This window comes from Halomonas sp. SIMBA_159 (genome assembly GCF_046536035.1).
Taxonomy (GTDB): Bacteria; Pseudomonadota; Gammaproteobacteria; order Pseudomonadales; family Halomonadaceae; genus Vreelandella; species Vreelandella venusta_A.
Genome location: NZ_JAWJBT010001442.1, coordinates 1 through 242, shown reverse-complemented (window position 1 = coordinate 242; position 242 = coordinate 1). Strand labels below are relative to the sequence as shown.

Below are 242 nucleotides of genomic sequence, written 5' to 3'. Positions count from 1 at the left end.
ATCATGGCGTAGAAGCGCAGGGCCGTGTCCCAGCCCTCCGGGTTGGAGAACTCGCCGCCGACCGCCTCCACGGCCGAAGCCACCGGGCTCAGCAGAACCGTCGCCCCTTGCAGCGCGGCGAGATGCACGAGCGCCGGGTTCCAGATGTCGGCACAGACGAGGAGTCCCGCCGACCACGCCGCATCGAAGGGAAAGACCTCGACGTAGCGCCCCTCGGCGAAATACTTGTCCTCCTCCATCCG

General features: G+C 67.8%; 1 pseudogene. It reads right to left on the bottom strand.

Annotation, left to right across the window (positions count from 1 at the left end):
- Window positions 1-242: pseudogene (locus R0J87_RS24005) on the bottom strand (nitrilase-related carbon-nitrogen hydrolase); the annotation flags it as partial.